This is a genomic window from Citrobacter sp. RHBSTW-00570 (assembly GCF_013739755.1).
Taxonomy (GTDB): Bacteria; Pseudomonadota; Gammaproteobacteria; order Enterobacterales; family Enterobacteriaceae; genus Citrobacter; species Citrobacter braakii.
Map to the genome: position 1 here is coordinate 855958 of NZ_CP056399.1, position 24232 is coordinate 880189.

23 protein-coding genes, 1 tRNA gene and 2 pseudogenes are annotated in these 24232 nt (G+C 50.9%); 5 read left to right on the forward strand and 21 right to left on the reverse strand.

Features of this window, described 5'->3' with window-relative positions; genetic code table 11:
* Positions 1-44: 44 nt before the first annotated feature.
* The 9 genes and pseudogenes from ltrA to HV237_RS04145 all read right to left on the reverse strand — a co-directional run bounded on the left by ltrA (position 45) and on the right by HV237_RS04145 (position 7834).
* Positions 45-1553, reverse strand: coding sequence for a group II intron reverse transcriptase/maturase (ltrA, locus tag HV237_RS04105; protein ID WP_001189111.1), 1509 nt, complete (start codon positions 1551-1553; stop codon positions 45-47).
* Between the two features lie 672 nt (positions 1554-2225).
* Positions 2226-2654: pseudogene (locus tag HV237_RS04110) on the reverse strand (IS3 family transposase); the annotation flags it as partial.
* Positions 2655-2663: 9 nt separating this feature from the next.
* On the reverse strand, positions 2664-3815 hold the full coding sequence (locus HV237_RS04115; protein WP_001254932.1) for an IS30-like element IS30 family transposase: 1152 nt from the start codon (positions 3813-3815) through the stop codon (positions 2664-2666).
* A gap of 67 nt (positions 3816-3882) precedes the next feature.
* Positions 3883-4128, reverse strand: a pseudogene (locus HV237_RS04120) (transposase); the annotation flags it as partial.
* Between the two features lie 161 nt (positions 4129-4289).
* Entirely contained in the window at positions 4290-4757 is a 468-nt protein-coding gene (locus HV237_RS04125) for a DUF6392 family protein (RefSeq protein WP_047358704.1), read from the reverse strand.
* Complete coding sequence (locus HV237_RS04130; RefSeq protein ID WP_167593147.1) at positions 4757-5836, reverse strand: S-type pyocin domain-containing protein; 1080 nt, start codon at positions 5834-5836, stop codon at positions 4757-4759. Before HV237_RS04130 ends, HV237_RS04125 begins: the two co-directional genes overlap by 1 nt.
* 37 nt (positions 5837-5873) lie before the next feature.
* Positions 5874-6536, reverse strand: coding sequence for a PAAR domain-containing protein (locus tag HV237_RS26105; protein ID WP_052951282.1), 663 nt, complete (start codon positions 6534-6536; stop codon positions 5874-5876).
* A gap of 409 nt (positions 6537-6945) precedes the next feature.
* Positions 6946-7021 (reverse strand) — tRNA-Phe (locus tag HV237_RS04140).
* Between the two features lie 105 nt (positions 7022-7126).
* Positions 7127-7834, reverse strand: coding sequence for a DUF554 domain-containing protein (locus HV237_RS04145; protein WP_047357842.1), 708 nt, complete (start codon positions 7832-7834; stop codon positions 7127-7129).
* Positions 7835-8302: 468 nt separating this feature from the next.
* Here HV237_RS04145 and HV237_RS04150 point away from each other — a divergent pair, with 468 nt between their 5' ends.
* Positions 8303-10438, forward strand: a complete 2136-nt coding sequence (locus HV237_RS04150) for an ornithine decarboxylase (RefSeq protein WP_047357853.1) — start codon at positions 8303-8305, stop codon at positions 10436-10438.
* Positions 10439-10493: 55 nt separating this feature from the next.
* Here HV237_RS04150 and HV237_RS04155 read toward each other — a convergent pair whose 3' ends face one another.
* From HV237_RS04155 to mutY, 4 genes are all read right to left on the reverse strand, one after another.
* Positions 10494-11750 (reverse strand): nucleoside permease, encoded by a 1257-nt coding sequence (locus tag HV237_RS04155; RefSeq protein ID WP_016157449.1) that lies wholly within the window; start codon positions 11748-11750, stop codon positions 10494-10496.
* Between the two features lie 210 nt (positions 11751-11960).
* Positions 11961-13046, reverse strand: coding sequence for a membrane-bound lytic murein transglycosylase MltC (gene mltC, locus HV237_RS04160; RefSeq protein ID WP_135107951.1), 1086 nt, complete (start codon positions 13044-13046; stop codon positions 11961-11963).
* A gap of 94 nt (positions 13047-13140) precedes the next feature.
* Positions 13141-13416 (reverse strand): oxidative damage protection protein, encoded by a 276-nt coding sequence (locus HV237_RS04165; protein WP_016154409.1) that lies wholly within the window; start codon positions 13414-13416, stop codon positions 13141-13143.
* A gap of 27 nt (positions 13417-13443) precedes the next feature.
* Positions 13444-14496 carry an A/G-specific adenine glycosylase gene (gene mutY, locus HV237_RS04170; protein ID WP_047357852.1) on the reverse strand — a complete coding sequence of 351 codons (1053 nt, stop codon included), beginning with the start codon at positions 14494-14496 and terminating at the stop codon, positions 13444-13446.
* Between the two features lie 160 nt (positions 14497-14656).
* On the opposite strand from mutY, the gene trmB reads away from it, so the two are divergent.
* The 4 genes from trmB to ansB all read left to right on the forward strand — a co-directional run bounded on the left by trmB (position 14657) and on the right by ansB (position 17706).
* Positions 14657-15376 carry a tRNA (guanosine(46)-N7)-methyltransferase TrmB gene (gene trmB / locus HV237_RS04175; RefSeq protein ID WP_016154407.1) on the forward strand — a complete coding sequence of 240 codons (720 nt, stop codon included), beginning with the start codon at positions 14657-14659 and terminating at the stop codon, positions 15374-15376.
* Positions 15376-15702, forward strand: coding sequence for a YggL family protein (locus HV237_RS04180; protein ID WP_016154406.1), 327 nt, complete (start codon positions 15376-15378; stop codon positions 15700-15702). The genes trmB and HV237_RS04180 overlap by 1 nt, the downstream gene beginning before the upstream one ends.
* 49 nt (positions 15703-15751) lie before the next feature.
* Positions 15752-16471: a DUF2884 domain-containing protein gene (locus HV237_RS04185; RefSeq protein ID WP_016154405.1), complete on the forward strand. Its 720-nt coding sequence runs from the start codon at positions 15752-15754 to the stop codon at positions 16469-16471.
* Between the two features lie 188 nt (positions 16472-16659).
* Positions 16660-17706 carry an L-asparaginase 2 gene (ansB, locus tag HV237_RS04190; protein WP_016154404.1) on the forward strand — a complete coding sequence of 349 codons (1047 nt, stop codon included), beginning with the start codon at positions 16660-16662 and terminating at the stop codon, positions 17704-17706.
* Between the two features lie 63 nt (positions 17707-17769).
* Here the strand turns inward: ansB and HV237_RS04195 are convergent, their stop codons facing one another.
* The 8 genes from HV237_RS04195 to HV237_RS04230 all read right to left on the reverse strand — a co-directional run bounded on the left by HV237_RS04195 (position 17770) and on the right by HV237_RS04230 (position 24225).
* Entirely contained in the window at positions 17770-19071 is a 1302-nt protein-coding gene (locus tag HV237_RS04195; protein WP_016157446.1) for a TRAP transporter large permease subunit, read from the reverse strand.
* Positions 19071-19574: a TRAP transporter small permease gene (locus HV237_RS04200; RefSeq protein ID WP_016157445.1), complete on the reverse strand. Its 504-nt coding sequence runs from the start codon at positions 19572-19574 to the stop codon at positions 19071-19073. Before HV237_RS04200 ends, HV237_RS04195 begins: the two co-directional genes overlap by 1 nt.
* Positions 19575-19618: 44 nt before the next feature.
* Entirely contained in the window at positions 19619-20605 is a 987-nt protein-coding gene (locus HV237_RS04205) for a TRAP transporter substrate-binding protein (RefSeq protein ID WP_047357840.1), read from the reverse strand.
* Between the two features lie 313 nt (positions 20606-20918).
* A complete protein-coding gene (hemW, locus tag HV237_RS04210; protein WP_047357839.1) occupies positions 20919-22055 on the reverse strand; it encodes a radical SAM family heme chaperone HemW in 1137 nt (378 codons plus the stop codon).
* The gene (locus HV237_RS04215; RefSeq protein WP_016154402.1) at positions 22048-22641 is read right to left on the reverse strand and encodes an XTP/dITP diphosphatase; all 594 of its coding nucleotides are present in this window, start codon (positions 22639-22641) and stop codon (positions 22048-22050) included. Before HV237_RS04215 ends, hemW begins: the two co-directional genes overlap by 8 nt.
* Before the next feature lie 7 nt (positions 22642-22648).
* Positions 22649-22939: a DUF167 family protein YggU gene (gene yggU, locus HV237_RS04220; RefSeq protein WP_005123286.1), complete on the reverse strand. Its 291-nt coding sequence runs from the start codon at positions 22937-22939 to the stop codon at positions 22649-22651.
* On the reverse strand, positions 22936-23502 hold the full coding sequence (locus HV237_RS04225; protein WP_016154401.1) for a YggT family protein: 567 nt from the start codon (positions 23500-23502) through the stop codon (positions 22936-22938). The genes yggU and HV237_RS04225 overlap by 4 nt, the downstream gene beginning before the upstream one ends.
* Before the next feature lie 18 nt (positions 23503-23520).
* On the reverse strand, positions 23521-24225 hold the full coding sequence (locus tag HV237_RS04230) for a YggS family pyridoxal phosphate-dependent enzyme (RefSeq protein WP_016154400.1): 705 nt from the start codon (positions 24223-24225) through the stop codon (positions 23521-23523).
* Between the last annotated feature and the right edge of the window lie 7 nt (positions 24226-24232).

A 24232-nucleotide genomic window follows, 5' to 3' on the forward strand; every position in this document is an offset into this window, starting at 1 on the left:
TCCCCGAACCGGACGTGCACCTTTCAGCGCATCCGGCTCTCCATTTAAATGCTGGCGAACGCCATTGCCACTTCTGTAAAGCGCGATGTATACGTGTTTCTGGTCTCCGTCCTCAGATAGGGATTACCTTCGGGTAGCCGCCAGCGGAACAGCTTCTTGCCTTGCCCCACCAACCGGTACAGTATTTCGCCGCTGAGCTTGCCGTGATTGGTTTTACCAAATAAAACCCACGTTTTGCTCTGACCCGGTTTCGGTGATTTACACCACCACCTCATCAGGGAAGCGATACCTGTACGGTATTTGCGGGCCAGCCAGTGAGCCAGCTTCCAGAACACGACACGGTCGATATAACTGAAGACTTTGGCCTTAAAATCAACGAACTGATAGAACATGGCCCAGCCTTTCAGTTTTCGGTTGAGTTGTTCAGCCATATCGACTTTGCTTTCACTGTAGTTGCCTGATAACAGTGCTGTCAGCGATGCGGCGAAGTTTCTGGCTTTCTCCTGCGGGATCGTTGAGACCACTCGCATCTCGCCATAACGACTGCGTTTGCGAATGATCCTGTGCCCCAGAAAGATAAAGCCGTCATTAACATGGGTGATTTTAGTCTTATCCATGTTCAGCCTGAGTTTCAGACTGCCTTCGAGCACACCCCGACACTCCTCCCTGATGGCTTCCGCCTGTGCTTTGGTGCCTTTGACGATGAGGACAAAATCATCGGCATAGCGGCAGTACGCCACCGCGGGTTTCCACTGCCAGTTTTCTCTGACCGCCGTACTTCGGCCCCGTTGGATACTGTTATTCCAGTACCACCGATCTTTTCTGGCTTTCCCGCTCAGGTAGCGCTCATGCAGGTATTGATCGAACTCATTCAGCATGATGTTCGATAATAGCGGCGATATAACACCGCCCTGTGGTACACCTTCACTGGCCGCCCGAAAGAGACCGACATCGATATGTCCCGCCTTGATGGTTTTCCACAGCAGAGTCATGAAACGTGCGTCACTGATCCTGCGGCGTACAGCCTTCATCAGCAGTCGATGATGTACGGTGTCGAAGTAACTGGACAGGTCGCCTTCAATCACCCAGCGTCCCCGGGTTTCACCACAGTCTGTGAGCTGTAATTTCACCGTGCGGATCGCGTGGTGGACACTGCGCTCAGGCCGGAAGCCATATGAGAGCGTATGAAAATCACTCTCCCATATCGGCTCCATCGCCATCAGCATGGCCCGCTGAACAATACGATCCCGCAACGCGGGGATACCCAGTGGTCGCAGTTTGCCGTTGCTTTTAGGGATGTAAACCCGTCTGGCGGGCAAGGGCTGGTAGTGGCCTGAGAGTAATTCATCCCTGAGGATTTGCAGCTCAACAGCCAGTCTGGCCTGTAGCATTGTTTTGTTCACGCCATCAACGCCGGGGGTATGGGCCCCCTTTGATGAAAGCGTGATCCGCGCCGCTTCAGCCAGCCATTCTGGTTGTGTTATCAGACGCAGCAGCCGTTGAATCCGTAGGGACGGATCGGTGGCTGCCCATGTGGCAAGCTTGCGTTGCATTTCGCTGATTATCAAAGGTCTTCACCTCGTTAGGTCAGTTAATTCACGTCGCAAACACATTCAAACTGCTTCCCTTCGCCATGTAATGGGCTTTCCCCATCGCGGACTACTACGGAAGCTCCGCCAGCCAGCGCGTCATCGGAGCCATGCCCCCTTAACATCCGTCGCTGACCTTCCCCGGTTTACCTGCCTGGACTCAGGCATACTGAGGAGGCTGCCCGTCGCACTCTTTATCCTTGCTTGCCGCAAGTTGGCAGAAGTCAGCAACGCAAGCGTGATAGACGCTGCTGCCCCGGTGTTTCGCATACATGTCAAAACACCTTCGACCGGCAGTGCTTACGTATCACTGCCAGTTCCTCCTGCACGGCCTGTCAGATCACGTAGGCCGTGGTGACGTTTTCAACCCACAGAGGCGGATTAACGGGTTCATGTTCTTCAGCCTTTCAGTACTTAACCTTGAGGATCATCTCGGCTTAGTGATCTCGCCTCAATCCCCGTTGTCAGCGGGTTACATCACCCTGCGGGCATGCCGCAGGTCACTGCCGCTCAGGTTCTCCACCGTCACACCCGGTGGGATTGTTGGGTTTCTCATCGTGAGTTACCGGTTCAATATTCCAGACAGACTCGCGGTTCATTTAAGCATCCATGCCCGCCCTGAACTCCGGGCACACTGTAAGTTATGTCCGTTACCCAACGTTCATCCGGAGCTTCCGGGTTGAACTGTCGCTGGAGCCTGTTGGGTTTCACGATACTGACTTCACCTTTACGCGCTCGTGGGCTTCGATATCCGACCTGAGCCTTTATCCCGGCACGCTTCATCAGCCGCCAGACCCGGTTAATCCCACATTGTTGCCCGCTATCTCGCAGGTCGAGATGGATTTTTCGATAGCCATAAACGCAACCGGACTCCAGCCAGAACTGTTTGATTTGTCCTGTCAGTCTGAGATCCGCCTGAAGCTGTAGTGAATGCGGCTGCTGAAGCCAGGTGTAAAACCCACTCGGATGAACATTCAGAATCCGGCAGAGTAGAAGAACGGGCCAACAACAGGAGTTGTCACGGATAAAGGCGTACCTCAGTCGGACAGCTTTACGAAGTACGCCGCTGTAGATTCAATCTGTCAATGCAACACCCCTTTCAATTATCTCTTTCGGTGTTTTGAACTTCAGTGTCTTTCTCGGTCTGTTGTTTAGCTGAGCAGCAACCAGATCTAGTTCATGTTGAGTATATTGGGCAAGACATGTCTTTTTAGGAAAGTACTGCCGAATTAGCCCATTTGTGTTCTCATTTGTTCCCCGCTGCCAAGGACTCTGAGGATCGCAGAAGTAAACTTTAACGCCGGTGCTGACAGTAAATTCTAGATGTCTGGCCAGTTCCATTCCTCTGTCCCATGTCAGTGATTTTCTGAGTTCTGACGGTAAACTCAGGAATTTGTCGGTAAGAGCCTGATTTACTGAGACAGAATCTTTGCCCCTGAGTCTAAGGATGATCGTATAACGTGATTTTCGGTCTACAAGTGTGGCTATATGAGAGTTTTTTGTACCTGAGACTAAATCGCCCTCCCAATGCCCCAGAGAGCGTCTGTTATCGATATTTCGGGAACGTTCGTGAATTGGTGTTCCGTTCACTATGTTAATCGTACCTCTTTCGCCTTTGCGGGTATGACGCCTGCCATGGCGAAGGCTATGCGACCGTCGCAGATGCTGTATATTCAGGTGGTGTAGCGCTTCACGGCTACGAAAGTACAGCGTTTTATAAATTGTCTCAGGTGATATTCGCAGCGTTTTTTGACGTGGTTTTGTTCGCCTTAACCATCCTGATATTTGCTCTGGAGACCATTTCATCTCCAGCTTTTCCAGAACAAGCTTTCGCAATGGTAAATTTTGATCCAGTAAGCACGGTTTTGGCCTTTTCGCCATTCTGTTGGCTCGGTTATTAGCATCAACAGCTTTGTAATAGCGTCTGCCCCGATTACGCTGAACTTCACGTGAGATCGTCGAAGGACTGCGATTCAGCGCAGTAGCTATCGCACGAATGCTCATTTTGGCTGACAAACCAGCTCGTATCTCCTCGCGCTCAGACAGTGTCAGGTGAGCTACAGCCCGCTTACGCTCATGGGGTTTTATGCCTCCAGTATCCCTTAACATAGTGAAGATCGTTCCGGGTTTTGAACCCAGGATATTCGCTATTTCACTGAAGCCTGTTCCGTTCTTCCATAGTTCAAAAACAGAGGCTTTTTCCTCTGCTGTAAATGTTCGTCTCATTCAAAAAACCTCCGCAACCCCATGTTTTCACATAACTGTTGCGTTGACCAATTGAATCTACAGCGGTTTTTTTTAATATGTCCCGTTCATCAGTAACCCGCTTCAGCTCCTTCTGGAGTCGGCGGATCTCAACCTGAGCATCTGACTGCTCTCTGTTGGTGGAAGAGTCCGGCCCGTATTTCTTTATCCAGGCATAAAGACTGTGGGTAGTGATATCGAGACGTGTTGCGACACTGGAAACAGAATGTCCACGATCAACAACCTGTTTGACTGCTTCAATTTTAAACTCTTCAGGATAACGCTTACTGCTCATGTGCACCTCTCTATAAGCCATTTTAAATGACTCCGAGGTGTCTGTTAAACCTGTGGCGATTCAGATTCTGTCATGCATGATTCAGCTTTCTGTGATGACCTTAACGTTTCTTTTCCTGGGTGAGGCTGGAAACGGCACCCCGAAAGGTGCTGTTATGACCATTACCAGCGGAGCTCAGATGTTGCTATGAATGCCACCTCTTTGACTCGCTCCTGCAAGTCGTAATCGACTTGCATACTGATCGGAATATGAAAATCCGTTACTGTGAACAAATCTGTGTAGCCAATCTCTTGGCGTAACCGTTTCCGGGGAGGCAAGAATCTGTCAGGAGGTCCGAATTGTGAATGCACCCAAGATCGCACCATCTCAGGTTGTAGTGGGGATGGCAGCTCATTAGGAAATTTATAGTTCGTTTTCTTCTCATTCTGTAAAAAAAGCTCAATTGAAAAAAGCGTTGTACCTTCTCGCTTAAAGGCTAAGTAAATTCCTTCATTCATCATGCTTAACGTTAGATCAGGATCTCCCGGGTAGCCTGTCGGCTTGGTCTTGTAGGGAATCAATCCGGCATCAAAAATTTCCTGATATGGCTTACCTAAGTAGCGAATCAATGCTTCGACATTAACGGTCATTAGTATAATCCCTGTTCCTGATTTAATTGATGCATCTTAGCTTTTGCTTCATCGATTTGGCTATCTGTTACGCCACGCTGTTTAAGCTCAGTGCGTATGGTCTCAATGTCGCGTTCTACAGCCGCTCGCAAATCTCTGGAGTCTTGCTGTATTTGCGTAGGACTATTTCTGCCGCCATAAGTGGCACTAAGTTTTTGGTGAATATCAGCAGGAATGATGATAGACGCAACGTCTTTCGCCATACGGTCAATTTCGGCAGGTTTTGCGTCTGGGAATTCACGTCGTAAGTAGGCCCGTACTGCTGCGGCTGAGGGCATGTGATCAGCATGAGTACCGTTTCGTGCTCTACCTGTGAAGTTGCTATATAAGTCAACTTCTAGCAGTTCTACTGGAGGCTTGCTGAGATAGATGTAAATCGGCGGATGGACGTTGCCCGGAAACACCAGAATATAGTCCCGGAAGTCCTTTTCCTCTGGCGGTGGCGTGGTGGTGATGGTCACGCTCTGAATGTCAGGGTGCTCAAGCCCCGGAATTGCTACCGTTCCTGCCTGTGGGCTTTGGTTCCCGGTGTTCCACCCACTGGCATCTGTGTTGCCCGGAGCATCGGCTGGTGTCCATGTTATTTGTACCTTTCCGCCCAGTCCATCACCCCAAAAGCGGTATTTCCCGTCAAATCGCTTTTCCATTAGCCTGACTTTCACCTGATCACGCCCACTTTCCGGGCTGGTGTGATAGCCCACGGCTTTCAGCCGCCCGGTTTCCGGGTCTTCCACCCAGTTATAGCGTACCCGTGTTGGTACCGTACCGCCGCTTTGGGCTACCGCGAGCAGTTTCTCCGCTGTCAGCAGGTCAGACTTTTCACCTTTCAGCATTGAGTGCAGTACTGCCCCCATGACCACGAACGGTAAATTCAGTTCAAACCGGCTTTCCCATACCGCTGGCCCGGACAGGTGTTTCATCTGGTACGTTAATGCCTTAGCTGCGTCCTGATTCGCTTTTGTTGTAGCCCCTCCTGCCGAAGCAGCCATTCCTGCTTCGGCTGAACCGCCCATAACAACAGGTGGCGGGGGAAGTGGCATTGCTTCCGCTTCACCAAAGAAGAATCCCGTTACTTTATCAAACAGGGATTTTTTTCCTCTCCGGCACGGCATCAATCAGCCCGGAGGTGGTCTTTGTCTTCTTCGCCGCCTGAGCGTGCTGTTCTGGCTCATTGCTGGTTGCCGTTGAGGATGACTCTGGGGGCGGAGAAGCAGGCAGTGACTGGTAAATGCTCATCGCAGCAAAGTTTGCCTGTGGCTCATCCTCGGTTCCGGCATCGGTACATCCGGCCCCACGCAGGCAAGATTTGGCAAAAACTGGTACAGGGGCCAGTTTCACGCCATCAGACCCTTCCCCCTGTGCTCCGCTCCCGACCAGTGCAGCAGAAGCCTCAGCCTGTTTAGCTTCCCGTTCCCGCTCGGCCACGCGACCGGCATTACAATCACTTTCATAATAGTGTGAAAATACTGTCGGAACGAACCGGGCCCGGCAGGGGCAGGAGCTGTAACTATCCAGCGAACCCGCCCACTCTTTCAGGACACCGCCTACTTCGTAGGTGTCTCCCATGCCGCCACAGACGCGGAAAAGCCCCTCATGCTTCCCGCAAGTCACCGGGTCTCCCTCCCGGACCTGCTGCCGTACAATGCCGCCGATTTCATAATCGGTGTCAGACGCACCGGAAAGAATTCGCCCCCCGCATGTGGTTTTATCCAGATGATACAGAAAGTATCCCGTAGCCATAATCCCTCATGAATCATATTGATATCGCAGGAATAATACCCAAAAGATGACTAAAGCTAAATCAATTGGGGTGAAAAGCGTTCAGTGTGATATAGAGGGATTGTTGGAAAAGGTTGGGCATTAGGCTCAAGGTTTGTGGTTCTCGCTTTACTTCAGACCGGACAAAGACCGGGTACAGACTTGTTTCAATGAATTCATTAGCCATGACGCATGATGGAAATAGTGTCTATTGGGAATTTGAATTCTGACAGATGGGCCTACAGCAACCAGAGGGATTGGTGGCTACTTAAGAGAAATGTTCATGTTGGATGGCAGATGCTGGGGGGTAACATCTGCCGCCAGCGCGACCTGAAATCTACCGGAACCCCAGAAAGCAAAAACCCAGCCATAGGCTGGGTTCTTTAAATAGTGGTGCCCGGACTCGGAATCGAACCAAGGACACGGGGATTTTCAATCCCCTGCTCTACCGACTGAGCTATCCGGGCAACGAGGCGCATTAAACCCGATTCGCTTCGCTTCGTCAACGAAATTTCTTCAAATCAATGCAGACTGCACAATCTATCACCACATTGCTGCTAATGCACGCATTCTCAGGCAAAAAATGCCGTCCAGGCGGCGGAAAGCGGCATTGCCAGCAGCAGGGCAGGAAGCATATTCACAACCGCAAACATCTTGATGCCGCAAATACGCAAACCGGTTGCCAGCAGCAATAGACCACCTACGGCGCTGAAATCGGCCATCATAGCTGGCGTCGTCAGGGGTAAAATCAGTGCTGCACAGGTGGCAAGCGTTAACTGGATTGCCAACATCGGCATGCAAATGGCGGATACCGCGATTCCTAATGAGCAGGCAAAAATGATGGCCGTGAAGAAATCCAAAAATGACTTGGCGATTAAAATATTCGGGTCGCCGGTCATCCCTTCATGTATCGCACCGAAGATCCCGGTACCGCTGGCGCAAAACAGCACAATGATAGCCACATAGCTTTGAATAAAGGATTCGTGCGTTACGTTAGCGTCCGAGCGGGTGAAAAGCTGCTGCGCTTTGGCTACCGCAGCATTGATCCCTTTTTCCAGATGACAGAATTCGCCAATTAACGCGCCGACCAGCGTTGCCAGAACCATCACCGGTAGATTGGCGCATTTGATAACCAGCAAGATACCAATCCCTAACGAGGCCAGCCCGAAAATAGAGGTCATGGAGACCCGAATACGTTCTGGTATATGCTGGCTGAGCAGCGCGCCGAGAATTCCACCAAATAAAATGGCGCTGGCATTAATAAAGGGTCCGATTACCACATATGCTCCTGCATACCCATCATCGTCTTGATAATAAAGGCAATTAGCTGGGTGAAATTATGTTTCAGATTGCATTATTATGCCGCAACTTTCAGACGAAATACTTGCTTATCTGTAAGGTTTTCGCACAGGATTTTATCTTGCGCCTGTAAGTGAAAGGTGCCATGATTGCGCGAATTTTCTCCTGTCTGAATGGGGCTGCCTGGGATGATATTACTCCCCCTACATCGCCTTCAACATCGCCTTTTTGCGCGACGTCTGCCCCTTCCCGCGACTTATCTTTATGCTCCCACCATGCGGTGAGGGCAGCGCACGCTCACTGCAGGATAACAGTAAAATCAGAGGCTATCTGCTTTTACTGATGTCTGGCGGTCGGGGCTGGTAACCAGTTTGACCTGTCATTTCGTGGGCAAAGCCATGCGGCGTTGTCCGGGACTTTTGATTTTCCCGAAACGGGTTATTGCGCTTATGAAATCAATGAAAATTGCCGCCAGTAGTGAACTGGTTTCTCGTCTGTCCAGCCATCGTCAGGTGGTGTCGCTGGACAGTACCGATTTTACTGACGTTGCGGCAGTCGTCATTACCGTTGCGGACAGCCGCAGTGGGATCCTGGCTTTGCTGAAACGCACCGGTTTTCATCTACCTGTGTTTCTGTTCGCAGAGTCTGATGTTGATGTGCCTGCGGGCGTTAATGCGGTAATTCGCGGTCAGGCCCAGGACTGGCTGGAGCTGGAATCTGCTGCCTGTCAGTATGAGGAAGAGCTGCTGCCGCCGTTCTATGACACGCTTACCCAGTATGTCGAAATGGGGAACAGCACGTTTGCCTGCCCGGGACACCAACACGGTGAGTTTTTTAAGAAGCATCCTGCGGGCCGACATTTCTATGAGTTCTTTGGTGAGAATCTGTTTCGCGCGGATATGTGCAACGCTGACGTTAAGCTTGGCGATCTGTTGATTCATGAAGGATCAGCGAAACATGCGCAGAAATTTGCTGCGAAAGTTTTCCACGCGGATAAAACCTACTTTGTGCTGAATGGGACCTCTGCGGCCAATAAAGTGGTCACCAATGCGCTGCTGACGCGCGGCGATCTGGTGCTGTTTGACCGCAACAATCATAAATCGAACCACCACGGGGCGCTGATCCAGGCGGGTGCTACGCCGGTTTATCTGGAAGCGGCGCGTAATCCGTTTGGCTTTATTGGCGGCATTGATGAGCACTGCTTTGATGAGGAGTATCTGCGCCAGCAACTTCGAGAAGTTGCGCCGCAAAAGGCTGATCAACCGCGCCCGTTCCGTCTGGCGATCATTCAGTTGGGTACCTATGACGGTACGATCTACAACGCCCGGCAGGTGATCGACAAGATCGGTCACCTGTGCGATTACATCCTGTTTGATTCCGCATGGGTCGGTTACGAGCAATTTATCCCGATGATGGCCGATGGTTCGCCGCTACTGCTGGAGCTCAATGCTAACGATCCGGGGATTTTTGTCACTCAGTCGGTACACAAACAGCAGGCCGGATTCTCGCAAACCTCGCAGATCCATAAAAAGGATAACCATATTCGCGGCCAGGCGCGGTTCTGCCCGCATAAGCGTCTGAACAATGCGTTTATGCTGCATGCTTCCACCAGCCCGTTTTACCCGTTGTTTGCGGCGCTGGACGTTAACGCCAAAATCCATGAAGGCGAGAGCGGCCGTCGGCTATGGGCGGAATGTGTGACGCTGGGGATCGAGGCCCGCAAAGCGATTATTACCCGCTGTAAGCTGCTTCAACCGTTTATTCCTCCGGTAGTGGATGGCAAACCGTGGGAAAGCTATCCGACACAGGTGATTGCCAGCGAGCGTCGCTTCTTTAGCTTCGAACCTGGTGCTAAATGGCATGGTTTTTCTGGATATGCACGCGACCAGTATTTTGTCGATCCCTGCAAACTGCTGTTAACCACTCCGGGCATTGATGCGCAAACCGGGCAATATACTGAGTTTGGTATTCCGGCGACGATTTTGGCGCATTATCTGCGTGAAAACGGTATCGTGCCGGAGAAATGCGACCTTAACTCGATTCTGTTCCTGCTGACCCCGGCAGAAAGCGCTGAGAAACTGGCGCAACTGGTCGCGATGCTGGCGCAGTTTGAACAGCATATTGAGGACGATACGCCGCTGGCAAACGTGCTGCCCACCGTCTTCAACAAGTATCCGGTACGTTACCGGGATTACACGCTGCGTGAACTGTGTCAGGAGATGCACTCACTGTACGTCAGCTTTGATGTGAAAGATCTGCAAAAAGCGATGTTCCGTCAGGAGAGTTTGCCTGCCGTGGCGATGAACCCGCAGGATGCTAACAGCGCCTTTATCCGCGGTGATGTTGAACTGGTGCGTATTTGTGATGCCGCTGGTCGCATTGCGGCAGAAGGCGCGCTGCCTTATCCTCCGGGCGTACTGTGCGTGGTACCGGGCGAAGTATGGGGCGGGGCGGTGCAACGTTACTTCCTGGCATTGGAAGAGGGCATAAACCTGTTGCCGGGCTTCTCGCCGGAGCTGCAAGGGGTTTACAGTGAAACGGATGCAGACGGTATTAAACGTCTGTATGGATATGTTCTGAAGTAAGCGTCATCTGACCAAATAGGGCCACCATCAGGTGACCCTATTTAATCAATAAAGATTAGTGCGCGATAGTCTGGGCACCTGCCGGAACGCGTACGTGTTTGTATTTAAACAGCGCAACGAAGGCAAAAGCCAGAACCAGCGAGTAACCTGCGAAGATCAGCCACACGGTCTGCCAATCGGTAATACCGTTCAGCGTATAGTGTTCAACTACTTTACCGCTCACCAGACCGCCCAGAATACAACCGAAGCCGTTGGTCATCATCAGGAACATGCCTTGTGCGCTGGCGCGGATTTCAGGGCGAACTTCTTTCTCTACAAACACGGAGCCAGAGATGTTGAAGAAGTCGAAGGCGCAGCCGTAAACAATCATCGACAGAACCAGCAGCACGGTACCAAACGGTGTTGGATCGCCGTAGGCAAACAGGCCAAAGCGCAGCATCCACGCCACAATACTGATAAGCATCACGTTCTTAATACCGTAACGGCTTAAGAAGAACGGGATGGTCAGGATAAACAGCGTCTCGGAGATCTGCGAAATCGACATCATCACCGACGCGTGTTCAACGATGAAGCTGCCGGAGAACAGCGGATTGTTATCGAAGCTGTGCAGGAAGGTATTACCGAACATATTGGTAATTTGCAGCTCTGCGCCCAGCATCATAGAGAAGATGAAGAAAATCGCCATACGCTTGTTTTTAAACAACGCGAAGGCATCCAGGCCCAACATGGAAGACCAGCTCTGGTTTTTCTGCTGATTGGCGACCGGGATATGCGGCAGCGTCAGGGTGAACAGCGCCAATACGACGGACAGCGTCGCGCCGATATACAGCTGCATATGGCTCAGTTCAAAGCCGGAGAAGCTTACCGCCCACATCGCCAGAATAAAGCCGATGGTGCCCCAGATACGGATTGGCGGGAAGTCTGTAACAATATCCATCCCGGCTGATTGCAGGCGATAGTAAGAGATGGTGTTGATTAACCCCAACGTTGGCATATAGGCCAGGGAGTTAAGCAAGATCACAAAGAACATGGCGCCTGGCGTGGTGACTTCGGCTGCGGCGAACAGCGTTGCTGCGCCGACCAGGTGACAAATGGTGTACACCCATTTCGCACTGATCCATTTGTCAGCCACGATCCCTAACAGCGTAGGCATAAACACGGCGGCGATCCCCAGCGAGCTGTACACCGCGCCAATGGATGCACCATCAAATTTAAGGGTGACAAACATATAGGAGCCGAGGGTAGTGAGCCAACTACCCCATAAGCAGAACTGCAGAAACGAGAGAACTTTCAGCTGCAGCTTAAGATTCATGTTAATTTCCTCACACCGTAATGCGGATGAATGTTTTAAAAGGCACATTTGCCGTGGCTATATGATGTGATTCTATCAACGAGAGGCACTCTTTTTTTGTTACCTGTGACAAATATTTGCAAACAATTTCGGATTGCAAAGCAAAAGAGTGATGGAGTTAACGTTTTTCCCTCTTCAGGCCCCCGTTTTAGGGGGCAAGAGAGGGATACATTAGCGGCGACGATATGATTTTTGTGCGGAATTGACCTTGTAAAGATATCGGCGTGATTCAGCAGATGGGTGTCGGGTGGTCAGCGTTTGATAAACGTCCCCAGGGGACATACTGTTAATGATGTTTGCGGCCTGAATTTTATCGTTCGAGAACACGCGCAGCACGCTGCCCGCACCGCCGTTATACGCGGTGATCACCACATAGCGACGTGAGGTCGGATTATCAATGCCGCCCAAATAGACATTATTCAGCATTGCCAGATAGGCAGTACCGGTATCAATGTTGCTGGCCGGGTCAAACAAGAAGCTACGGCTTGGCGTGCCTGAGCGCCCCTGCGAACGGAACACATCTTTTCCGGCGCTGTGTTGTACCACCTGCATGAGTCCCAGCGCATCGGCATGGCTGACCGCATACGGGTTAAACGAGGATTCGGTTTGCATGATGGCCAGAATCAGTGACTCGTCGACGCCATACTTACGTGAAGCCTGACGTACCATGCCGACGTATTTATGCGCGCGCTTATCAAGGTGGTTCGGGACCAGATTGATCGTCACGCTATAGATGATACGCAAGCCATTGCTGCGCTTTTTCAGTCGCGTTTGTAGCAGGTAGTTGGCAAAGTTGGTTGCACGTCCCTCCCAACGAATAGGCTGGCCGGTATTATCGACTACCTGCCCGTACAGGAACGGCTCTTTGGAAATCTTAATGTCGTCGACATCGGAATAGAGGTCGATAGAACCCGGATCATCGCCCATCAGCAACGTCTTGATAATCGCTAGACGCAGATGTCCGGCGGGATCTGTCCCGGCAATGGTCTCGACGGTTATCGTACCGTCATCAAAATTGATATGGCTGCGGGTTTGATACTGATCGGTATACTTTACGTAGTCCTTCGGACCCGCAATCAGCACTTCCTTAAATCCCCACAGATTCTCAATGTTATGGGCAAATTGCCCCATCAGAATATCAAAACCGTTGGTATCCTTGACCCAGGCTTCGTTATAGGAGTCGCCTTTTTTGGTCGAACTGGAACAGGAGATGAGCAACGGCGCGATAACGGCAAGCGCGAGAAATTTTTTCATCATTCCGGGAGTGCGTGTTGTGTTTGTTGTTGTATCGTTTTGCCGGATGGCGGTGCAAGCACCCTATCCGGCCTACGAGATTGCCAGCAAGCGATGCTTATTTTTTTTCTTCAGGCGTATAGCCTTCAATATGCACATCCTTACCTTCAAACAGGAAGTTAATCATCTCCTGTTCCAGTAACTTACGGTGTTCAACGTTCATCATATTGAGTTTCTTCTCGTTAATTAGCATGGTTTGTTTATGCTGCCATTGCGCCCATGCTTCTTTAGAAATCTCGTTATAGATGCGTTTTCCCAGATCGCCCGGGTACAGCTGAAAATCCTGTCCTTCTGCTTCGCGTTGCAGGAAAGTGCAAAAAATCGTTCTGCTCATAAAAAATCCTCTTTATCGACCGGTACGTTAAACCTGTGTGCCGGTACGTAATTGCTGTAACAAACGCTCCACGGGGGCCGCCAGTCCGACCGACGGCGGTTGCGCTAAGTTATACCAGAGCGCGTTGCCTTCATCCATGCATGAGGTGAATGAGGACACGGGAAGCCACATAGGCACAATATCTAAGTGGAAATGGCTAAAGGTATGGCGAAACGCATTAAGTTGGGTCAGATTATCTGCGTTAATTTGCCGTTGCGCCAGCCAGTCGCGTAGCCCATCCTCATCATCAAACTGCGGAAAACAGTATAAGCCACCCCATAAGCCGCTGGGTGGTCGCTGCGCGAGCAACACCTCGTTTTCATGCTGCATCAGTAAAAAATAGCCCGTCCGTTCTGGTAATGTCTGTTTGGGCTTTTTACCCGGGTACAGCGCCCAGCTTGCATTGGCGCTCGCCACACAGCCATTTTCCAACGGACACAGGGAACATTTGGGTTTTGAGCGCGTACAGACCATGGCGCCTAAATCCATCATCGCCTGATTAAACCGTTCAACCCCATGGGCTGGCGTAATCTGCTCGCTCAACTCCCACAGTTTCTTTTCGACCTCTTTTTTACCCGGCCAGCCGCTTACAGCATAACAGCGAGCCAGCACACGTTTGACGTTACCGTCAAGAATCGGAAAATGCTGACCCAGGGAGAGCGAAAGGATCGCGCCTGCAGTTGAACGTCCGACGCCTGGCAGGGCGGCCACTTCATCAAAGGTTTGCGGGAATGAGCCGCCGTGCAGCGTCACAACCTGTTGCGCGGCTTTATGCAGATTACGCGCTCGAGCGTAATAGCCCAGCCCGGTCCATAAATGCAGGACTTCATCCAGCGGCGCATGGGCTAAATCCGTTACCGTTGGGAAGCGCGCCATAAAGCGCTCAAAGTAGGGGATAACGGTCGCAACCTGAGTTTGTTGCAGCATCACCTCAGAGAGCCATACTTTGTAAGGCGTCTTATCAATTTGCCAGGGCAGCGTTTTCCGCCCGTATTTGTCGTACCAGCTCAAAACCTGAGCCGAGAATTGAGACGCTTGCATGATTACCGTTTCATTATTGCCGGGGGCAAGATTGCAGCACAGCGGCAACGGGGTGTAAACCGGAACTTTCCGCTGCTCACTTTCTTCCTTTACTTGCATCCGGCAACTAACTTTGGATAATGCCCGTTTTCAGAACTCAAACACAGCAGACTAAACTTTTATGAAGAACGACGTCATTTCACCGGAATTTGATGAAAACGGCCGCCCGCTGCGCCGGATTCGTAGTTTTGTTCGTCGCCAGGGGCGACTGACGAAAGGGCAGGAACACGCGCTGGAAAACTACTGGCCGGTGATGGGCGTTGAGTTCAGCGAAGAACCTGTGGATTTCGCTGCGCTGTTTGGTCGCGATGCGCCAGTCACGCTTGAAATTGGTTTTGGTATGGGGGCTTCGCTGGTGGCGATGGCGAAAGCGCGTCCGGAGCAAAATTTCCTCGGCATTGAGGTTCACTCACCGGGCGTTGGCGCGTGTCTGGCTTCAGCTCATGAAGAGGGCGTCGAGAACCTGCGTGTCATGTGCCATGATGCCGTCGAAGTCCTGCATAAAATGATTCCTGACAATTCTTTATCTATGGTTCAGCTGTTTTTCCCTGACCCGTGGCATAAAGCACGTCATAATAAACGCCGTATCGTTCAGGTACCGTTTGCTGAGCATATCTTAAGCAAGCTGAAGCTGGGCGGCGTGTTCCACATGGCAACCGACTGGGAAGCCTATGCGGAGCACATGCTTGAAGTGATGTCCTCGATTGACGGGTATAAAAACCAGTCAGAGAGTAACGATTATGTACCGCGCCCGGAATCGCGCCCGGTAACCAAATTTGAACAACGTGGTCATCGTCTTGGCCACGGCGTATGGGACTTAATGTTCGAGAGGGTGAAATAATGGCAAAGAACCGTAGCCGTCGTCTGCGTAAAAAAATGCACATCGACGAATTCCAGGAAGTAGGATTTTCGGTTGCATGGCGTTTCCCGGAAGGTACATCTGGAGAGCAGGTCGATCAAATCGTTGATGATTTTATCAATGAAGTTATCGAACCGAACAAGCTGGCCTTTGACGGCAGCGGCTATCTGGCCTGGGAAGGTCTGATCTGTCTGCAGGAAATCGGCAAATGCACCGAAGAACATCAGGCTATCGTGCGTAAGTGGCTGGAAGAGCACAAACTCGAAGAAGTGCGCACCAGCGAACTTTTCGATATTTGGTGGGACTAAGTAGCAAAGGGTCGGCAAATGCCGGCCCAATTTGTATTGAGGGAAAGATATGATGCGCAAAACGCTGCTGGCGGCAGTCCTAACGTTCACGGCGATGGCCGCACATGCTGATTATCAGTGCAGCGTCACCCCGCGTGACGATGTGATTTTGAGTCCACAAACGGTACAGGTGAAGGGTGAGAACGGCAACCTGGTCATTACCCAGGCCGGTGATGTCACCTTTAACGGTAAACAGTACAACCTGAACGCCGCGCAGCGTGAGCAGGCTAAAGATTATCAGGCGGCGTTGCGTAGCAGCCTGCCGTGGATTGATGAAGGTGCCAGAGCGCGCGTGGAGAAAGGTCGCGTGGCGCTGGATAAAATCATCGCCAAAGAGGTCGGCGAAAGCAGCAACATGCGTGGCCGCTTAACTAAGCTGGATGCGCAATTGAAAGAGCAGATGAACCGCATTATTGAGCATCGCACTGACGGCCTGACCTTCCATTATAAGGCGATTGATCAGGTCCGCGCGGATGGACAACAGCTGGTCAATCAGGCGATGGGCGGTATTTTGCAGGACAGCATCAATGAGATGGGGGCGAAAGCCGTGCTCAAAGGCGGTGGTAATCCGCTGCAGGGCGTGCTCGGAAGCCTCGGAGGTTTGCAAACCTCAATTCAGAACGAATGGAAGAATCAGGAACAAGACTTCCAGCAGTTTGGCAAAGATGTCTGCGCCCGCGTCGTGACGCTGGAAAACGATCGTAAGACGCTGGTTAGCAATCTGAAATAATCTTCACCTCTTTTTAACGGCACAGAAACATTCTGTGCCGTTTTATTTTGTATTTTTCTGTTTTTTTGATATCCATCTCTAAGAATAACAATTTGATGGAGATATAAATCTGGTTAATTGGATGGCGTCACATTATTCATCTGTAAGATAGACATAATGCTGCAAATTCAAGTAACTGGAGAAATAACATGGAGTTTTTCAAGAGAACGGCACTTGCCGCACTGGTTATGGGTTTCAGCGGCGCGGCGCTTGCACTGCCAAACATCACTATTTTAGCTACCGGTGGGACGATTGCCGGCGGCGGTGACTCCGCAACAAAATCTAACTACACGGCAGGCAAAGTCGGCGTAGAAAATTTGGTTGATGCCGTACCTCAGTTGAAAGATATCGCCGTTGTGAAAGGCGAGCAGGTGGTAAACATTGGCTCCCAGGATATGAATGACGAAGTCTGGCTAACGCTGGCGAAAAAGATTAATACCGAGTGTGATAAAACTGACGGCTTCGTGGTAACACATGGTACGGATACCATGGAAGAAACCGCCTATTTCCTCGATCTCACCGTCAAGTGCAACAAGCCGGTGGTGCTGGTCGGCGCAATGCGTCCGTCTACGGGTATGAGCGCTGATGGCCCGTTCAACCTGTATAACGCCGTGGTAACCGCCGCAGACAAAGCCTCTGCCAACCGTGGTGTGCTGGTGGTCATGAACGACACCGTTATGGATGGTCGCGACGTGACCAAAACTAACACTACGGATGTCGCTACTTTCAAATCCGTTAACTATGGTCCGCTGGGTTATATCCATAACGGTAAAATCGACTACCAGCGTACGCCTGCGCGAAAACACACCACATCCACGCCGTTCGATGTATCTAAGCTGACTGAGCTGCCGAAAGTTGGGATTGTTTACAACTACGCTAACGCCTCCGATCTGCCAGCTAAAGCATTGGTAGACGCGGGTTACGCCGGGATCGTCAGTGCGGGTGTAGGTAACGGTAATCTGTATAAAACCATTTTCGATACGCTGGCCACTGCCGCGCATAAAGGTACCGTTGTGGTGCGTTCATCCCGTGTACCAACGGGCGCCACCACCCAGGATGCTGAAGTTGATGATGCGAAATACGGATTTGTGGCGTCAGGCTCTCTGAACCCGCAAAAAGCGCGTGTTCTGCTGCAACTGGCTCTGACCCAAACCAAGGATCCTAAGCAGATCCAGGAAATGTTTAATCAGTATTAATGGCATAAAAAATGCCCCTACCGTAGCGTTGGGGCATTCTCCAGAGGCAGTTACTCTTCGTATTTACATCAACCCCAGCATCTGTGGAATAAACAGAGAGATCTGTGGAATGTATACGATCATCATGAGTGCGACCAGCAATGCGGCGTAAAACGGCAGCAGGGGTTTGATCAATTGCTGGATCTTCACGCCAGAAATCGAACAGCCTACAAACAATGCACTTCCTACCGGCGGTGTCAGCAGACCAATGCACAGGTTGGCGACCATCATGATGCCGAAATGTACCGGATCCATACCTAACTCTTGAGCGATTGGCAAGAAAATGGGGGTAAAGATCAGGACTGCCGGTGTCATATCCATAAAGATCCCAACAACCAGTAGTACAATATTGATTAACAGTAGGATGATCAGTGGATTATCGGAAATACCCATTAATGTGTCACTGATCATGTAGGGAATATCGGCATTGGTCATCGCCCAGGACATGCCGACAGAGAAGCCGATCAGTAACAGTACGATAGAGGTCATCACGACTGATTCCAGGATCAGCTTTGGTAAATCACGCCATTTTACTTCCCGGTAAATCAGCACCGAGAGAATGAAGGTGTAGACGACCGCAATCGCTGAGGCTTCTGTTGCGGTAAAGATCCCACCTAAAATACCCCCCATCACAATGATGACCAGTAACAGACTCGGTAGCGCATCCAGAAGTGCTTTTACTGCCTGTGCGCAGGTTGGTCTTTCCGACAGGGGATAACCACGGCGTTTGGCGATAATGGCGCATACCACCATGATCGAAAGCCCCATCAGGATCCCTGGTAAATAACCCGCCATAAACAACGAAGCAACTGAAACACCGCCAGCAGTAAGAGAAAACACAATTAACACATTTGATGGTGGAATTAACAGCCCGGTAATGCAGGAGGAAACGTTAACGGCTGTCGAGAAGGTTGGGTCGTATCCTTGCTTTGTCTGAATAGGATTAAGCGTACCGCCAACGGCTGCAGCTGCGGCAACGGCAGAGCCGGATATCGAACCAAACATCATGTTTGCCAGCACGTTGACATGACCAAGTGAGCCGGGAACTCGCCCAACCATCACCTGCGCCAGGTTAATTAGCCGGATGGCGATCCCACCGCTGTTCATCAGCGTACCTGCGAAAATGAAAAACGGGATCGCCAATAGGGCAAAATTATCTAATCCGTTTGCCAGACGTTGAGAGACAGTGATAACGGCAACATCCCAAGGAAACATCAGCAGCATTGAGGCTACAGTGGCGATACCGATGGAGAACGAAATAGGTACGCCAATGAACACCAGGACAAAGAAGCAGCCAAACAGGGTTAGTGCGATATAGCCTTCCATCAAATTACTCCCTGCGAAGATTGTTTCAGTTGCTGAATATTTTGGTGAATAAACCACAGGGCATAGAACATCATGACTGCGCCGCTGAGCGGCAGGATGATATACACGTAACCCATTGGAATTTGCATGGCCGCAGAAACTTGCACCGTTGCCAGCGTTTTATTAATCAGCTTGATACCGCCTGTAACGATGACTGAACCTGCAAAGCCAAAAATCAGCAGATTAATGAATAAGCTCAATAACGCCTGTTTACGTTTATTAATCGACATGAACAGTAGATCGATAGACAGGTGGCGCTGGGCGCCTACGGTATAGGCTGCACCTAATAATCCGACCCAGATCATTAAGAAGCGTGCCAGTTCGTCAGTTAAGGTGCTGGGCTGATTGAGCACGTAGCGGCTAAAAACTTGCCAGACTACGCACATGACCAGCGCAATCATTACGATGACCGAAAATGCGGCAATGACGCGGTCTACCGCAAGCTTAAGGCGGTTAAATATCATGGTGAGTTTCCTGGTGAAACAGGGCCAATCAATGGCCCAAAGGGTTATTGTACTGCGTCTTCAAACTTCGCCAGCAGGGCTGCATGTTTTGGGTCTTTTTTGAAGTCATCAAACAGCGGTTGAACAGCGGCGCGGAAAGGGGCTTTATCAACTTTGATAATCTCGCCACCCATAGCTTTTGCTTGAGCGCGGGTATCAGCATCGATTTTTTCCCACAACTTTTGTTGATAAGCCTCGGAATTTTTAGCCGCTTGACGAAGGATCTGTTGTTGCCCCGGGGTCAGCTTATTCCATGTTTTGGTTGAGATAACGAGAAAATCTGGAATAGAGGCGTGCTCATCTTCGGAGAAGACTTTAGCTATTTCGATATGACGTGTTTGCACCCACGATGGAACGTTATTCTCTGCGCCATCCACTACACCTTGTTGCATAGCGGTATAAACCTCACCGAAGGAAATGGGGGTCGGCGATCCGCCCATCAGTTCAACCATTTTAATGGTTGTGGGGCTGGGTTGAACGCGGACTTTCAGACCTTTCAGATCCTCTGGTTTGGTAATAGGTTTTTTGGCATAAAAACTACGCGTGCCGGCAACGTAAGCAGATAACGCAAAGAATCCCTTTTCTTTTGTGGATTCCATAATGTCTTTACCTACCTCACCAAATACAACGTTATTGAAATGGTTTTGATCTTTAAATAAGAAAGGTAAATTATAAATGGCATAAATATTATCAAATGACTCTAAATCACTGGCAGAACCTTTTGTCATATCCAACGCGCCATTTTGTAACAACTCCATCGTTTCTCGGGCATTACCCATTTGGCTACTGGGATATATACGTACAATCATTTTACCGTCGGAGAGTTGTTTTACCTCTTTGGCCATTTCTTCGAAAGCCTGGTGAACCACATGGCTACGTTCAAGGTTGTGTGCCAGTTTGAGAGTCACTTTTTCAGCAGCATATGCGCCAGTGCTAAGTAGCGCCAACAAGGACGCACAGACTAGCGAGCGGGAAAAGGTTTTGATTTTCATAAGTAAGCTCCGTGCTTTAAGGTACAGTAATTGGTTGACATCTGATGATGGTTCACCTTTTTCTGTATGATAAATTAATATAGTTGTCAGACATCTATCCACTATATAGATCACATACCTTTTGCATGGCAGCAGTTTGATCTTATTTTGTGCGCTGTGTTCAATATATTTATGTTGGTGAAGAGGCTATTTAAAATGAATAAAATAATTAATATGGTTATTGTCAATAAATGACGTGTATTGTACTCGGTTTTTCCGAGTACAATATTTAGAGGAATTTGTAGAAGAAAATGCGCCGACAGGCGCACAGAGATTACTCCGCCAGAAACAGCTCCAGCAGAGAATTCAAAAATAGCTTACCGTGTTGGGTAATCTGCCAGTATTCATCGCATTCACTCAGATAGCCCTGGGCAATGGCCTCATCGATCTGTCGACGAATAACGTCTTCGGTAAGCCCGGTATATTGCGTGAACTCCGCGCGAGGCGCGGCTTCCAGCAGCCGGAAACGGTTCATAAAGAACTCAAACGGCTTATCGGCCTCGGCGACATCTCGCTGGCTTTCCAGATAACGTCCTTGCATGTATCCGCGCGGATGTCGCGTTTTGGTAGTGCGCAGGATGCGACCGTCTGGGAAAGTGACTTTGCCGTGCGCGCCGCAGCCAATGCCTAAGTAGTCGCCAAAACGCCAGTAATTTAGGTTGTGCTGACACTGATAACCCGGTCTGGCGTAGGCTGAGGTTTCGTACTGCTGATACCCCGCGGCGGTCAGCAACTGGTGGCCTTGCTCAAAAATATCCCACAGCGCGTCGTCGTCCGGTAATACCGGTGGTCGGGACCCGAAAAGCGTATTCGGCTCGATGGTCAACTGATACCAGGAAAGATGCGGCGGGTTGAGCGCGATGGCCTGCTGTAAATCGCCCAGCGCCTCTTCCAGCGTCTGATCCGGTAAACCGTGCATCAGGTCGAGGTTAAAGCTGCGTAGTCCCAGACCGCTCGCCAGGTGCGCTGCACGTTTGGCTTCTTCCGGCCCGTGAATACGTCCCAGACGTTCGAGTTTGGCGGAGCTAAAGCTCTGTACACCAATGGAGATACGGTTTACGCCAGCACGTTGATAATCCACAAAGCGATCGGCTTCCACCGTACCGGGATTCGCCTCCATCGTGATTTCTGCATCTGCGGCGAGATTCAGCCGTGCGCGCACGCCGTCGAGCAGCGTTTGCATTGCCGGGCCAGAAAGCAGGCTCGGCGTACCACCACCGATAAAAATCGTCTTTACCTCGCGGCCCTGGGCGTGGGCCACCTCAGAATCCAGATCGCTCAGCAGATGCTGCACATAGTCGTCATGAGGGACTTCGCCTTTAAGCGCATGCGAGTTGAAGTCGCAGTACGGGCATTTCTGCACGCACCACGGGATGTGTATGTAAAGACTTAACGGCGGAAGCTTAACCATTACGCAGGGCATCCAACAGCAGCTTCAGTGCTTGTCCGCGGTGAGAAATCGCACTCTTTTCTTCGCGGGTCAGTTCGGCGGCGGTTTTCCCTTCGGAGGGCACAAAGAAGATTGGGTCGTAGCCAAAACCACCGTTTCCGGCAGGTTCACGGGCAATAACGCCCGGCCAGCGTCCGTGGCAAACCACAGGTGTTGGATCGTCTGCATGGCGCATATACACCAGCACGCAGTGGAATTGTGCCTGGCGCTTGTCATCAGGAACATCCTGCAGGGTGTGGAGCAGTTTTTCCAGGTTCTGCTGATCGGTTGCATCTTCGCCGGAATAGCGGGCTGAATAGATGCCCGGCGCGCCGCCAAGGGCATTTACCGCCAGACCAGAGTCATCAGCAATGGCGGGTAAACCGGTAATTTGCGCGGCATGACGTGCCTTCAGAATGGCGTTCTCAATAAACGTCAGCCCGGTCTCTTCTGCAGAATCAACACCCAGATCCGTTTGAGCGACAACATCAAGACCGAAATCACTCAGAAGGGAGGCGAGTTCACGCACTTTACCGGCGTTGCCGGTCGCGAGGACAACTTTTTGCATGGGATACCTAATCAGTTAGCGCCGCAATTTCGGGCGGGATCTGTTGCGGATGAATGATTTTAACCTGTTTGTGACGACCAAGCTCGCCCTTCTCAATGACGACCTGGCTTTTTGCCACGCGGAACTGTTTGCCGAGAAACTTCACCAGATGGCTATTGGCTTGCCCATCAACCGGTGGGGCGGTAATGGCGACTTTTAGTTCGTCGCCATGTAAACCTACAATACTGTCACGGCTGGCTTTAGGCTGAATGTAGAGCCGTAAAACCAGACCGTCATCGCAGGGGGTAACGGCACTCATAGCGCCATCCACAGCCCCGGCAGCAGCATGTTACCTGTCGCCTGTAACACTTCTGCGATGCCCATGTTAATGACATACAGCAGCAGAACCAGGATCATTGGCGAGAAATCGATCCCGCCCATGCCTGGAAGTAAGCGACGAATAGGACGCAGCAGCGGATCCGCCAGTTGAATCAGCACGTACTCCACAGGGCTGCGGCCCTGGCTGACCCAGCTCATAATCGCCATCACCAGCAGAACCCAGAAAATCAGCAGTCCGATAGTCTTCAGGACAATCAGCACGGCGGCGATCCAGATGATCGGCTGGAACGTAACCACCTTAAACAGCACGATGGCCTTGATAAAGCTCAGAACGAGCGCAACTAATGCCGATGCGCTGTCAATTGGCCCCATCGGGGGAATGATACGGCGTAACGGCCCAATAATGGGCTGAGTGATTTTCACAATAAACTGCGAGAACGGGTTGTAGAAATCGCAGCGAGACCATTGCATCCACACGCGCAGCAGCAGCGCCATGGTATACAGCTCAATTACCGTTGAGAGCAGGAAGGTCAACGTATTCATGGTGTTCCTTAGTTTTCCTTATTTTTTAGTGTAATCACGAGCACCAAAAATGGCAGTGCCGATGCGCACCATCGTGCTACCCGCCGCAATGGCGGCATCCATATCATCAGACATCCCCAGTGAGAGCGTGTCGATACTTGGGTAGCGTGTTTTCAACCCGGCAAATGCTACCGCCATTTGCTGTGCAACTTCAAACTGCCTTACATAATCTGACTCTGGCGCCGGAATCGCCATCAGACCACGCAGGGTAATGCGTGGCAGCGCGGCGACTTCAGCGGCCAGTGCGTCAAGCTCTGCAAGCGGAATACCTGACTTACTGTTCTCATCGCTGATATTAATCTGAATCAACACATTGAGCGGCGGCAGTTCCGCAGGGCGCTGTTCGCTCAGACGGGCAGCGATACGCAGACGATCAATCGTATGGCACCAGTCAAAATGTTCAGCGACCAGACGACTTTTGTTCGACTGCAGCGGGCCGATAAAGTGCCACTGCAGATCGTTAACGCCTTTTTCCTGAAAGTAGCGGATCTTATCCACCCCTTCCTGGACATAGTTTTCACCGAAGGCACGCTGCCCTGCGGTCATGGCTTCTTCGATGGCGCTCGCAGGTTTGGTTTTGCTGACTGCAAGCAACATAACTTCTTCTGAAGACCGCCCGCAACGCGTCGCGGCGGCTGAGATTTTGTCCCGGACATGTGCCAGGTTATGCGCGATATCGTTCATTTTCCGA

Coding starts and splice junctions, on each gene's coding strand:
- HV237_RS04195 (WP_016157446.1), bottom strand. CDS start 19,071: ATGGAAGGCTATATCGCACTAACCCTGTTTGGCTGCTTCTTTGTCCTG.
- HV237_RS04230 (WP_016154400.1), bottom strand. CDS start 24,225: ATGAACGATATCGCGCATAACCTGGCACATGTCCGGGACAAAATCTCA.
- HV237_RS04150 (WP_047357853.1), top strand. CDS start 8,303: ATGAAATCAATGAAAATTGCCGCCAGTAGTGAACTGGTTTCTCGTCTG.
- HV237_RS04200 (WP_016157445.1), bottom strand. CDS start 19,574: ATGATATTTAACCGCCTTAAGCTTGCGGTAGACCGCGTCATTGCCGCA.
- HV237_RS04155 (WP_016157449.1), bottom strand. CDS start 11,750: ATGAATCTTAAGCTGCAGCTGAAAGTTCTCTCGTTTCTGCAGTTCTGC.
- HV237_RS04115 (WP_001254932.1), bottom strand. CDS start 3,815: ATGAGACGAACATTTACAGCAGAGGAAAAAGCCTCTGTTTTTGAACTA.
- HV237_RS04225 (WP_016154401.1), bottom strand. CDS start 23,502: ATGAATACGTTGACCTTCCTGCTCTCAACGGTAATTGAGCTGTATACC.
- ltrA (WP_001189111.1), bottom strand. CDS start 1,553: ATGCAACGCAAGCTTGCCACATGGGCAGCCACCGATCCGTCCCTACGG.
- HV237_RS04215 (WP_016154402.1), bottom strand. CDS start 22,641: ATGCAAAAAGTTGTCCTCGCGACCGGCAACGCCGGTAAAGTGCGTGAA.
- mutY (WP_047357852.1), bottom strand. CDS start 14,496: ATGCAAGCGTCTCAATTCTCGGCTCAGGTTTTGAGCTGGTACGACAAA.
- trmB (WP_016154407.1), top strand. CDS start 14,657: ATGAAGAACGACGTCATTTCACCGGAATTTGATGAAAACGGCCGCCCG.
- yggU (WP_005123286.1), bottom strand. CDS start 22,939: ATGAGTGCCGTTACCCCCTGCGATGACGGTCTGGTTTTACGGCTCTAC.
- HV237_RS04130 (WP_167593147.1), bottom strand. CDS start 5,836: ATGCCACTTCCCCCGCCACCTGTTGTTATGGGCGGTTCAGCCGAAGCA.
- HV237_RS04205 (WP_047357840.1), bottom strand. CDS start 20,605: ATGAAAATCAAAACCTTTTCCCGCTCGCTAGTCTGTGCGTCCTTGTTG.
- hemW (WP_047357839.1), bottom strand. CDS start 22,055: ATGGTTAAGCTTCCGCCGTTAAGTCTTTACATACACATCCCGTGGTGC.
- HV237_RS04125 (WP_047358704.1), bottom strand. CDS start 4,757: ATGACCGTTAATGTCGAAGCATTGATTCGCTACTTAGGTAAGCCATAT.
- HV237_RS04185 (WP_016154405.1), top strand. CDS start 15,752: ATGATGCGCAAAACGCTGCTGGCGGCAGTCCTAACGTTCACGGCGATG.
- HV237_RS04165 (WP_016154409.1), bottom strand. CDS start 13,416: ATGAGCAGAACGATTTTTTGCACTTTCCTGCAACGCGAAGCAGAAGGA.
- ansB (WP_016154404.1), top strand. CDS start 16,660: ATGGAGTTTTTCAAGAGAACGGCACTTGCCGCACTGGTTATGGGTTTC.
- HV237_RS26105 (WP_052951282.1), bottom strand. CDS start 6,536: ATGGCTACGGGATACTTTCTGTATCATCTGGATAAAACCACATGCGGG.
- mltC (WP_135107951.1), bottom strand. CDS start 13,046: ATGATGAAAAAATTTCTCGCGCTTGCCGTTATCGCGCCGTTGCTCATC.
- HV237_RS04180 (WP_016154406.1), top strand. CDS start 15,376: ATGGCAAAGAACCGTAGCCGTCGTCTGCGTAAAAAAATGCACATCGAC.